Here is an 11,245-nt window from a genome sequence, read left to right as displayed (position 1 = left end):
CCACTGCTGTGACGACGGCGCCCTCGGCGGAACGCTGCGGGGTCAGTCCCGCACGACGACGACCGGGGCGACCATCAGCTGGGTGCGGCGCGGGTTGGCGGTGACGGCCGGCAGCTCGGTGCCGTAGGTCACGACATCCTCGGGCTTGCGGGCACCCGGGATCTTGCTGAAGTCCTCGACCGAGGCCAGCGTCGTCCGGCGCGGGTTCGCCGTGGCTCGGCTGGGCAGCGTGGACTGGGTGGCCTTCTTCGCCTGGGACATCGAGAGCACCTCGTGGTCATGGCCGGGCCGATCGGCACGGCCTGATGGATTCCGATTGATTCGGAGGGGTTCTGGGCAGGCTGATCGGGGCCGTGCTCCGGAGACAGCCAGGTTACGAGATCTCTTTCCACAGAGACCGTGACCAAAGCTACACATTAGACTGTGATATTGCTCACAAAATGCCGAGCAAAACGCAGATATCCGACATATCGCCGCAGCGGAATTTTCCGACATTCCACCGATAAAGGGCATTCCAGAAGGTCTGCGACTCTTCCCGACCCCGGGTCCGCTTGGCATGCATCCGGCAAGTGTCCGAAAAAGGCGGTATTCCGGTCCGGTTACCGCACAGTCCGTGAGATTGTGCAAGCGGTCGGTAGCGCCGGGCGCCTGGTTCCTGCGGCCCTTGTTGGGATTCCCCGGCTGTGCTGGAATGCGACGGACCGTGGGTAGGGAGTGGTCCACCCCGGTGCCCGCTCTCCCGGACCGGCCGGGGTGCGGATGGAAACTCGACACCGTCCAGGCCGTGGCGACGCGGCGGGACGCCCGGTCCAGAGGTTGCGACGCCAGTGCAGGGACGTTTCAAAAGGGGTAGCGGCGCCGCGGGTAACCCGGAGTCGCGCGAGCCTGTGGCAGCCCCCCAACAGGCGGCGGCCCCCGGCGGCCCGGCCGAGCCGGTGACACCCGAGGCCAACGGCCGCCCGGAGGAGGACGGCCAGGAGCGGAAGTCCACCCGGGACAAGCTCCGCACGTCCCTGACCCGGCGCCGCGCCACCGGTCTGAACCGGCTCGCGATGCGCAACTGGCGCATCCGCACCCGTCTGATCGCGCTGCTCGCCCTCCCTGTGCTGGTCTCGCTGGTCCTCGGTGGCCTGCGCATCCAGAGCTCGATGGAGAACTCGCAGCAACTCGCCCAGATGGCCAACCTGTCCGACCTGGCCAAGAAGGCGACCAACCTCGCGGACGCGCTCCAGACCGAGCGCGACATCAGCGCCGGCCCGATCACCCACGACCCGGCCGCCCCGCTGGACGACGACATCGTCGCGGCCCGCAAGTCCACCGACGACCTGAGCCGCACCTTCACCGCGTCCTCCGACAAGTTCGAGAACCTCGAACTGTCCGGCGGAAAGGCGCTGTTGCTCCAGATCCGCAAGGACCTGAACTCGATCGCGGACACCCGCAGCCTGCCGTACCAGAACAACCAGAACATCCAGTCGACGATCACCGCCTACGACGTGATCATCCGCGACCTGCTGTCCATCACCCAGGACATCGCGCTCGCGTCGAACAACAAGGACCTGGTCGTCTCCACCCGCGCGCTCCAGCAGTTCTCGCTGGCGAAGAACGCGACCTCGCAGCAGCGGGCCCTGATCAGCGCCGCGCTCGCCAACCCGAAGACCCCCGACCTCAGCCCCAGCGACGAGTCCTTCGGTATCCGCCTGCGCAGCTCGTACGACAACGCGATCGCAAGCTTCAACAACATCTACACCGCGCACGACCTGGACAACCTGCGCAGCCAGTTGAGCTACAACTCGGTGGTCGCCGACGCCGACCGCTACGCCTCCACGATCCTCACCCAGAGCGGCATCCGCCAGACCGAGGCGGTCACCTACAAGGACTGGTTCGAGAAGGCCAGCGCCAAGATCACCGCCGAGCGCCGGATCGAGTCCAAGCTCATCGAGAACCTGGACGGCAAGGCCGAGGACCTCCAGGCCCAGGCCGACGCCGACGCCCTGATCATCGGTGTCGCGATCGCCCTGGTGCTGCTCGTCGCCCTCGGTGGCGCCGGTCTGATCGCCCGCTCGATGGTGCGCTCGCTGACCCGTCTCCAGGCCGCGGCCGAGGACGTCGCCGAGCGCCGTCTGCCCGAGCTGGTCAAGACCCTCTCCGAGGCCGACCCGCACGACGTCGACATCACGGTCGAGCCGGTCGCCGTCGACTCCACCGACGAGATCGGCCACGTGGCCCACGCGTTCGACATGGTGCACAGCGAGGCCGTCCGCCTCGCCGCCGAGCAGGCCCTCCTGCGCGGCAACATCAACGCGATGTTCACCAACCTCTCGCGCCGCAGCCAGGGCCTCATCCAGCGCCAGCTGTCGCTCATCTCCGAGCTGGAGAGCCGCGAGGCGGACCCGGACCAGCTGGCCAACCTCTTCAAGCTGGACCACCTCGCGACCCGCATGCGCCGCAACGGCGAAAACCTCCTCGTCCTCGCGGGCGAGGACCCGGGCCGCCGCTGGACGCGTCCCGTCCCGCTCGTCGACGTGCTCCGCGCCGCCGCCTCCGAGGTGGAGCAGTACGAGCGCATCGAGCTCGCCGCCGTGCCGTCGGCCGAGGTCGCCGGCCGCGTCGTCAACGACCTCGTCCACCTGCTCGCCGAGCTGCTGGAGAACGCCACCTCGTTCTCCAGCCCGCAGACCCGCGTCCGGGTCACCGGCCACGCGCTGCCGGACGGCCGCGTCCTGGTCGAGATCCACGACACCGGCATCGGCCTGAGCCCCGACGACCTCGCCGAGATCAACGAGCGCCTCGCCAACCCGCCGACGGTGGACGTCTCGGTCTCCCGCCGCATGGGCCTCTTCGTGGTCGGCCGCCTGTCGCTGCGCCACGGCATCCGGATCCAGCTGCGCCCCAGCGACTCCGGCGGCACCACTGCGCTGGTCATGCTCCCGGTGGACGTCACCAACTCGGGCGACCGCCGCGGCTCCGGCCGAACCGGTTCCGGCCAGGGCAAGCAGCAGCGCGGGGCCGCCCCGACGCCGCGCCAGCAGCGCCAGGTGCCGCCCGGCCGCCAGAGCGGTCCGGCCGCGCTCGGCCAGGGCCCGGCCGCCGGTGCCCCGCAGGGCGGCCGCCCGCAGCTCGGCCAGGGCGGTCCGGCCGCTCCGGCCGGACCCGGTCCGCAGGCCGGCCCGGGTGCGCCCGGCAACGGTCTGCCGACCCGCCAGGTCGGCCAGTCGCTGAAGGGGAACCCGGTCCCGCAGGACGGCGGTCGGCAGGGACAGGGCCGGCAGCCCGCCCAGCAGCCGCAGCAGAGCCAGGCCCCGCAGAACCAGCAGGCTCCGCAGCAGGCCCAGCAGGGCGGTCTGCCGCAGCGCGCCCCGGGCCGCCAGGGCCCGCCGCAGACCGGCCCGAACGGCCTGCCCCGCCGCGGCCGTCAGCAGCAGCCCGGTCAGCCCCAGCCGGGCCGGCCGCAGACCGGTCAGCCCCAGCCCGGTCAGCCCCAGCCGGGCCGGCCCGGTCAGGAACGGCCTCGCCCCGGCGGTGAGTTCGACGGCGGTCCGGGTGCCCGGACCGGCGAGCAGCCGCAGCACGGCCGTCCCGGCGGTCCCGGCATGCCGCAGCAGGGTGCCCGTCCGGGCAACCGTCCGCAGGACGGCCTGCCGCAGCGCCGTCCGGCCCCGCAGGGCCCCGGTGCCCCCGGCCGGCCCGCCGCCCAGGGCCCGCGCGGTCCGCAGCGCCCCGGCCCGGACGCGCCGCAGCGCGACCGTCAGCCGCAGCTGCCGCCGCAGGCCCCGCAGCAGCCGCTGCCGTCGGCCGAGCCGGCGCCGGTGGAGAGCACCCAGCAGTTCGCCCGCCCGCGCTTCGAGGCCAGCCAGATCGACCCGCGCGACCCGCTGGGCCTCGGCCTGGTCGAGCCGGTGCTGCCGAACGTGCCGAACCCGCCGCGTCCGGAGCCGGTGCGCCAGGAGCAGGCCCCCCAGCAGCCGCAGCCGCTGCCGTACCAGCAGCCGCAGCCGCTGCCGTACCAGGAGCCGATGGCGCTGCCGACCGGCCCGTCCGAGGCCACCGGTCAGCAGAGCGCCGGCGAGCAGCCCTGGTACCCGCAGGCCGAGGGGCAGCAGGCGCGGCCGCGGCCGTACCAGCCGCGCCGCCCCGGCACCACCGCGCCGGAGTTCCAGCAGCAGGCCCAGGAGCAGCAGCAGCCCCAGCAGGCACCGCAGCAGCAGGCCCCCCGGCAGACACCGCAGCAGCAGGCCTCCCCGCAGGCTCCGCAGCAGCCGCAGGGCCAGCCGCAGCAGAACCAGCAGCAGCCGGGCAGCGACGACGCGCCCTGGCGTCCGTCCGCGAACGACGAGCGCTGGCGCCGCGCCGAGCAGATCCGCGAGCCCTCGACCAGCGGCGTCACCATGTCGGGCCTGCCCCGGCGGACCCCGCAGGCCAACCTGGTCTCCGGCACCGCCGAGGCCTCGCCGCTGACCGGTCCGCAGGTCTCCCGGGCCCCCGAGGAGGTCCGCGGCCGGCTGACCAACCTGCGCCGCGGCATCCAGCAGGGCCGCCGCGCCGGGGCCGAGCAGGCCGCCGGTCAGACGGGCTACCAGCATGGTGCCCAGCAGGCCGGATTCGATAGTTTCGGTGGCCGGAGCGACGGCAACGGCGCAGATCACCAGGAGCGTTGAGTTGAACCAGATGAGCCAGGCCGCACAGAACCTGAACTGGCTGATCACCAATTTCGTGGACAACACCCCCGGGGTGTCCCACACCGTGGTGGTCTCCGCGGACGGCCTCCTGCTGTGCATGTCCGAGGGCTTCCCGCGCGACCGTGCCGACCAGCTCGCCGCCGTCGCCTCCGGCCTCACCTCCCTCACCTCCGGCGCCAGCCGGATCTTCGAGGGCGGCGAGGTCAACCAGACCGTGGTCGAGATGGAGCGGGGATTCCTTTTCCTGATGGCCATCAGCGACGGCTCCGCACTCGCCGTCCTGGCCGCCCCCGACTCCGACATCGGCCTGGTCGGCTACGAGATGGCCCTGCTCGTCGACCGCGCCGGCGCCGTCCTCACCCCCGCACTCCGCGCGGAACTCCAGGGCAGTCTCCTGCACTGACCCGAGCCGCCGAGCGGATCCACCCACCCGTCCCACCTGCCTCGCCGGGTCCGACCCGACCGGACCCGGTGCAACCCCTTCAGCTGCCTTCGGGCAGCTGATCCCGCCTCAGCTGGCACCGTCCCAGCTGGAACCGGCTGCTCAAGGCTGCAGCACTAGGAGGACCCATGACCCCGCCCTCGACACCCGCCGGCCCGTACGGCAACGGGTACGGCAGCGGCTACGGCGGGCAGCAGTCCGACGGCTACGAGCAGCAGCCGCTGGTCCGCCCGTACGCAATGACCGGCGGCCGGACCCGTCCCCGGTACCAGCTCGCCATCGAGGCCCTGATCTCCACCACCGGCTCGGCCGACCGGACCGGCGGGCTGCTGCCCGAGCACGCCCGGATCGTCAGCCTCTGCCGCGAGGTCAAGTCCATCGCGGAGATCTCCGCACTGGCCGGCGTGCCGCTCGGTGTCGCCCGCATCCTCGTCGCCGACCTTGCCGAGGCCGGCCTCGTCGCCATCCACCAGCCCGCCGCCGCGGGCGAGTCGGGCGGAACGCCCGACGTCACGCTGCTCGAAAGGGTCCTCAGTGGACTTCGCAAGCTCTAACGCGGCCGCCCCCACCCGCGCCACCACCTCCGCGAAGATCGTCGTCGCGGGCGGCTTCGGTGTCGGCAAGACCACGCTCGTCGGCGCCGTCTCCGAGATCAACCCCCTGCGCACCGAAGCCGTCATGACCTCGGCCTCCGCCGGCATCGACGACCTCAGCCACGTCTCCGGCAAGACGACCACCACCGTCGCCATGGACTTCGGCCGCATCACCCTCGACGAAGACCTCATCCTCTACCTCTTCGGCACCCCCGGACAGGACCGCTTCTGGTTCATGTGGGACGACCTCGTCCGCGGCGCCATCGGAGCCGTCGTCCTCGTCGACACCCGCCGCCTCGCCGACTGCTTCCCCGCCCTCGACTACTTCGAGAACAGCGGACTGCCCTTCGTCGTCGCCCTCAACGGCTTCGACGGACACCAGCCCCACACCTCCGACGAAGTCCGCGAAGCCCTCCAACTCGGCACCGACACCCCCGTCATCACCCTCGACGCCCGCCGCCGGGACAGCGCCAAGAGCGCCCTCATCACCCTCGTCGAACACGCCCTGCTCGCCCGGCTCCGCTGAGCGCGGGGGGAACCGCACAGCCTCGACGGCCCGTCCCCTGCAACAGGCCGTCGGGGCTGCGACGCTTACCGGCCGGTGTCCTCCGGGGGCTCCGCGCAAGACCCGTGTATAAGCAGCGGATAACAGTTCGGTAGGCATTTTGTGATCAACAATGACTCAGTGTGGCGAATCAGCGTCACTCAGCGCCAGGTGACCACGGTTTTGCTCCGTCATGTCGGCGAATGTCCGGATTGTTCCGACGCGGGTGCCGGACGGCGGCTGTTTGTCCCCCATCCCTGCACGTGCTGAAATTCCAGCTGCCCCTGGATGTCTCCTGTGTCGGCCGGTCCGGCGGCACGTCAGGGCCCGGGGGTAGCGCTGGATTGATCCATGGCCGACATTCGGCCGAGAGGTAGTTGTCGAGTGAGGCGTAAGCAGCAACCCGCCCCGCAGCGGCGCTCCGAGCCCCGCCAGAGCGAGCCGAACGGTACCCCGGGGGACCCGACCGGATTCTCCGCGTTCACTCCCACCGAGGAACGCGCCCAGACCCCTGTCCCGGCCCCCGAGCCCACAGCCGCACCCACGAGGCCCCGCAGCGGCGGCTCGTCGGACGACGGCGGCGGCTCCAACCGGTACGACTTCCTCCGCCCGCGCAACTGGCGCGTGCCGACCCGTCTGATCGCGATCCTGCTGATCCCCGTGATCATCAGTCTCGTCTTCGGCGGTCTTCGCGTGAACACCTCGGTCGACGGCTACATCAAGGCCTCCCGCGCCGAGAAGACCGCGGAGCTGGCCAAGGCGGCGACCGAACTCGCCGAGGCGCTGGAGAACGAGCGCGACAAGACGCTGATACCCCTGCTCACCAAGCAGGACCCGAACAACGAGGTGACCAAGCGCCGCAACGACACCGATGCCGCGCTGAAGGCGTACAACGCCGCGTACGAGGCCTCCGACAAGTCCGGTGAGCTGCCTCGCCGCCATGACGCCTTCAAGATCCTGGTCGCCGACCTGCCGCACCTGCGGGCCAACGCGTACGGCCCTGAGCTGTTCCTCAGCGCCACCGCCAACGCCTACTCGGCGATGTTCGCCCCGCTGCTGGCCTACGACAACTCGGTCGGCCTGGGCTCCGCCAACGCCACCAGCAAGGGCCGCGCGATCTACGCGATGTCGCTGGCCAAGGCCTCCGCCTCGACCCAGCGCGCGCTGATGCTCAACCTGCTGGTCGGCATCGCGCAGAACACCACCACCCGGTACGAGAACGCCGACGCGACCCAGCAGATCGTGGTCGCGGAGAAGCTGGAGCAGGTCTCCCTCAACGAGTTCAACACCGGTAGCGCCCCCGAGGACGCCAGGAAGTACGCGGAGGCGCAGGTCGCCGTGGCCGCCGCCCAGGATCGCTCGGCGTACAAGATGCCGAACGGCACCGCGCCCACCATGCCGGGCCTGCTGACACTGGCCGCCTCGTACAGCCAGGCCGCCGCCGAGGGCCAGCTGAAGGGCAAGGCCACCGCCGACGCCGCGTTCGCCGAGGCGAAGAGCGCCGGTCTGACCCCGGACAACTGGAACCAGGCCGCCAACACGCACATCCAGGCCCTGCGGAACACCGAAGAGGCGCTGCTGGACGACGTCCTCACCGACTCCCGCAACCTCAAGGACAACGCGCTCTACGACGCCATCCTCAACACGGTCATCGTCGTCGCCGCACTGATCCTGGCCGGTCTGCTCACCGGCTACGTGGCCCGCTCGATGATCCTCGGCATGCGCACCCTGCGCAGCGCCGCCCTGGAGATCGCCGACCACCGCCTGCCGGACCTGGTCGAGAAGCTCTCCAAGACCGACCCCGACCGGGTCGACACCTCGGTGACCCCGATCCCGCTGCACGGCAAGGACGAGATCGGCGAGGTCGCCCGGGCGTTCGACCAGGTCCACCAGCAGGCCGTGGCGCTCGCCGCCGAGCAGGCCCTGCTGCGAGGGAACGTCAACGCGATCTTCACCAACCTGTCGCGCCGCAGCCAGAGCCTGATCCAGCGCCAGCTGGCGCTGATCACCGACCTGGAGAACAACGAGGCCGACCCGGACCAGCTGGAGAACCTCTTCAAGCTGGACCACCTGGCCACCCGCATGCGCCGCAACGGTGAGAACCTGCTCGTCCTCGCGGGCGAGGAGGCCGGCCGCCGCTGGAACACCCCGGTCCCGCTGGTCGACGTGCTCCGCGCCGCCGCCTCCGAGGTGGAGCAGTACGAGCGCGTCGAGCTCTCCGGCATCCCGGAGGTCGACGTCGTCGGCGCCGCCGTGACCGACCTCGTCCACCTGCTCGCCGAGCTGCTGGAGAACGCCACCTCGTTCTCCAGCCCGCAGACCCGGGTGCTGGTCAACGCGACCCGCCTGCCGGACGGCCGCGTGCTGGTCGAGATCCACGACAAGGGCATCGGCCTCACCGCCGAGGACTTCGCGGAGATCAACGAGAAGCTGGCCGAGCCGCCCACGGTGGACGCCACCATCTCCCGCCGCATGGGCCTGTTCGTGGTCGGCCGGCTCTCCCAGCGGCACGACATCCGCGTCCAGCTCCGCCCGTCCGGCGAGTCCGCCGGCACCACCTCGCTGGTCATGCTCCCGCCGTTCGTCACCCAGTCCGGTGCGGTGCCGGAGCCGGACGAGCAGTTCACCGTCTCCCGCATCTTCGCCGAGCAGGAGCCGACCGCCGAGTGGGCGCCGGACGACCGCTCCCGCAGCGCGGCCGAGCTCGGCTTCGACGACCACCTCACCGGCATCGGCAACGCCGGCTCCAGCGGGTTCAGCCCGGCCCTGGAGGCCGTCCAGCGCTCGCAGCGCCTCGACCAGGTCCGCCGCGCGGCCCTGGAGAGCGCCCCGCAGGCGCCGGTGGTGGACGCCGAGGTCGAGGAGGAGTACCAGCAGGGCTACGACCAGTACGCCCCGCAGGGTTACGACCAGCAGCAGGGCTTCGCGGACGACCAGTACGGCTACGACCAGGACGAGTACGCCCAGGACGAGTACGACCAGTACGCCCCGCAGGGTTACGACCAGCAGCAGGGCTTCGCGGACGACCAGTACGGCTACGACCAGGGCGGCTACCGGCAGGACCAGTACGCCGACCAGTACGGCCGGCAGACCGAGGAGTCCCCGGCCGGCCACCCGTACACCCCGGAGCCGCCCGCGCTGCCCGCCGCCGAGCCGTCCACCACCCTGCCGTCCGGGCTGCCGCAGCGCCGCCCCGGCGAGCAGCTGGCGGGCGGTGGCCTCGCCGCCGGTCCGGCCGGCGGCAGCCCGGCCGGCGACAGCCCGAACTGGTTCGCCGGCGCCAAGGACACCTCGGCGCCCATGGCCCAGCGCGGCCACGACGTGTCCTCGCTCGGCGGATACGGCCCGACCGGCCCGACCGCCAGCGCCGCCTGGCAGTCGCCGAACGACGGCGAGTGGCAGCGGGCCGAGCAGCTGCGCGAGCCCTCCTCCAGCGGCACCACCGGCGCCGGTCTGCCGCGGCGCGTGCCCAAGCAGAACCTGGTGCCCGGCAATGCCCACCAGCCCACCCCGCAGGAAGGGCCGCAGGTCTCCCGCAGCCCGGAGGAGGTCCGAGGCCGCCTCACCAACCTGCGCCGAGGTGTGGAGCAGGGCCGCAGCGCCGGTAACACCGGAAGCTTCCGGATCGACCCCGATCAGGTAGACCAGTCCGGCAACGGACAGAACCGGAGCACCGATCTCTTCGGCGGCTCGAACCACCAGGAGCGTTGAGTTGACTCAGATGAGCCAGGCCGCACAGAACCTGAACTGGCTGATCACCAATTTCGTGGACAACACCCCCGGGGTGTCCCACACCGTGGTGGTCTCCGCGGACGGCCTCCTGCTGTGCATGTCCGAGGGCTTCCCGCGCGACCGTGCCGACCAGCTCGCCGCCGTCGCCTCCGGCCTCACCTCCCTCACCTCCGGCGCCAGCCGGATCTTCGAGGGCGGCGAGGTCAACCAGACCGTGGTCGAGATGGAGCGGGGATTCCTGTTCCTGATGGCCATCAGCGACGGCTCCGCACTCGCCGTCCTGGCCGCCCCCGACTCCGACATCGGCCTGGTCGGCTACGAGATGGCCCTGCTCGTCGACCGCGCCGGCGCCGTCCTCACCCCCGCACTCCGCGCGGAACTCCAGGGCAGTCTCCTGCACTGACGGTTCGTCGGATACCGTCCAGGTATTCGAAGTACCTCCGCGTCCTTCCCGGGCCCGCTTCGGCGGGCTCGGGTTCGGACGTTGTACGGCCTTCGCACCACCGGCTCCGGACCTGCGCCGAAGCTCGCACCGCACCGCCGCACCCTGTGAGGAGAGGAACCGTGACACCGCCCGACGACCGCAGCGGCCCGTACGGCGTTCCGTACCCTGGCACAGGCCATGACGCCTTCGGAGCACCCGGCGTCGGCCACGGTCAGCAGTACGGCCGGCACCAGTACGGACAGCCCCAGCAGCCGTACCCCCGGCCCGAGGAGCAGTACGGCCAGTACGGCCAGTACGACCAGTACTCCCGGCAGCCCTCGTACGGCGCCCCGGCACCCGGCTACCCGGCACCGGCGCCCGAGCCGGCTCCCGGCTACCGGCCCGCCCAGGAGCCCGGCCACGTCGAGGAGTTCGAGGACGAACCCGACTCCGGCCCGCTGATCCGCCCGTTCGCGATGACCGGTGGCCGGACCCGGCCGCGCTACGAACTCGCGCTGGAGGCCCTGGTCTCCGCCGACGTCGACCCGCAGCGCCTGGCCACCCTGCTCCCCGAGCACCAGCGGATCTGCACGCTGTGCACGGAGGTCAAATCCGTCGCCGAGGTGTCGGCGCTGCTCTCCCTTCCCCTGGGAGTGGCCCGCATCCTCGTGGCAGACCTGGCCGAGGCCGGCCTCGTCGCCATCCACCAGCCCGCTTCCGGCGGCGAAACCGGAAACCAGCCCGACGTCACGCTGCTCGAAAGGGTCCTCAGTGGACTTCGCAAGCTCTAACGCGGCCGCCCCCACCCGCGCCACCACCTCCGCGAAGATCGTC

Annotated in this window: 8 protein-coding genes; 7 read left to right on the top strand and 1 reads right to left on the bottom strand. The window is 71.6% G+C overall.

What is annotated here, in order from left to right; all coding sequences use genetic code 11:
• Window positions 1–42 precede the first annotated feature (42 nt).
• Window positions 43–261: a hypothetical protein gene (locus tag ACFU7Y_RS29585; RefSeq protein ID WP_224283775.1), complete on the bottom strand. Its 219-nt coding sequence runs from the start codon at window positions 259–261 to the stop codon at window positions 43–45.
• 626 nt (window positions 262–887) lie between these two features.
• Between ACFU7Y_RS29585 and ACFU7Y_RS29580 the strand changes: the two genes are divergently transcribed.
• The 7 genes from ACFU7Y_RS29580 (at window position 888) to ACFU7Y_RS29550 (ending at window position 11,202) form a co-directional block, all read left to right on the top strand.
• Entirely contained in the window at window positions 888–4,655 is a 3,768-nt protein-coding gene (locus tag ACFU7Y_RS29580; RefSeq protein WP_380770237.1) for a nitrate- and nitrite sensing domain-containing protein, read from the top strand.
• A 10-nt stretch (window positions 4,656–4,665) separates the two neighbouring features.
• On the top strand, window positions 4,666–5,079 hold the full coding sequence (locus ACFU7Y_RS29575) for a roadblock/LC7 domain-containing protein (protein WP_030291361.1): 414 nt from the start codon (window positions 4,666–4,668) through the stop codon (window positions 5,077–5,079).
• A 167-nt stretch (window positions 5,080–5,246) separates the two neighbouring features.
• Entirely contained in the window at window positions 5,247–5,672 is a 426-nt protein-coding gene (locus tag ACFU7Y_RS29570) for a DUF742 domain-containing protein (RefSeq protein ID WP_224285341.1), read from the top strand.
• On the top strand, window positions 5,653–6,237 hold the full coding sequence (locus tag ACFU7Y_RS29565; RefSeq protein WP_380770236.1) for an ATP/GTP-binding protein: 585 nt from the start codon (window positions 5,653–5,655) through the stop codon (window positions 6,235–6,237). Before ACFU7Y_RS29570 ends, ACFU7Y_RS29565 begins: the two co-directional genes overlap by 20 nt.
• A 402-nt stretch (window positions 6,238–6,639) precedes the next feature.
• The gene (locus tag ACFU7Y_RS29560; RefSeq protein WP_380770235.1) at window positions 6,640–9,966 is read left to right on the top strand and encodes a nitrate- and nitrite sensing domain-containing protein; all 3,327 of its coding nucleotides are present in this window, start codon (window positions 6,640–6,642) and stop codon (window positions 9,964–9,966) included.
• A 10-nt stretch (window positions 9,967–9,976) separates the two neighbouring features.
• Window positions 9,977–10,390 carry a roadblock/LC7 domain-containing protein gene (locus ACFU7Y_RS29555; protein WP_030291361.1) on the top strand — a complete coding sequence of 138 codons (414 nt, stop codon included), beginning with the start codon at window positions 9,977–9,979 and terminating at the stop codon, window positions 10,388–10,390.
• A 161-nt stretch (window positions 10,391–10,551) separates the two neighbouring features.
• Window positions 10,552–11,202 carry a DUF742 domain-containing protein gene (locus ACFU7Y_RS29550; RefSeq protein ID WP_224285419.1) on the top strand — a complete coding sequence of 217 codons (651 nt, stop codon included), beginning with the start codon at window positions 10,552–10,554 and terminating at the stop codon, window positions 11,200–11,202.
• Window positions 11,203–11,245 lie beyond the last annotated feature (43 nt).

It is taken from the genome of Kitasatospora sp. NPDC057542 (genome assembly GCF_042801945.1).
GTDB lineage: Bacteria > Actinomycetota > Actinomycetes > Streptomycetales > Streptomycetaceae > Kitasatospora.
This window is presented reverse-complemented; position numbering and strand designations above follow the sequence as displayed.

What these genes read in the sequence shown, in the direction of transcription:
- ACFU7Y_RS29585 (WP_224283775.1), bottom strand. Translation starts at nt 261, where the DNA reads ATGTCCCAGGCGAAGAAGGCCACCCAGTCCACGCTGCCCAGCCGAGCC.
- ACFU7Y_RS29575 (WP_030291361.1), top strand. Translation starts at nt 4,666, where the DNA reads ATGAGCCAGGCCGCACAGAACCTGAACTGGCTGATCACCAATTTCGTG.
- ACFU7Y_RS29570 (WP_224285341.1), top strand. Translation starts at nt 5,247, where the DNA reads ATGACCCCGCCCTCGACACCCGCCGGCCCGTACGGCAACGGGTACGGC.
- ACFU7Y_RS29555 (WP_030291361.1), top strand. Translation starts at nt 9,977, where the DNA reads ATGAGCCAGGCCGCACAGAACCTGAACTGGCTGATCACCAATTTCGTG.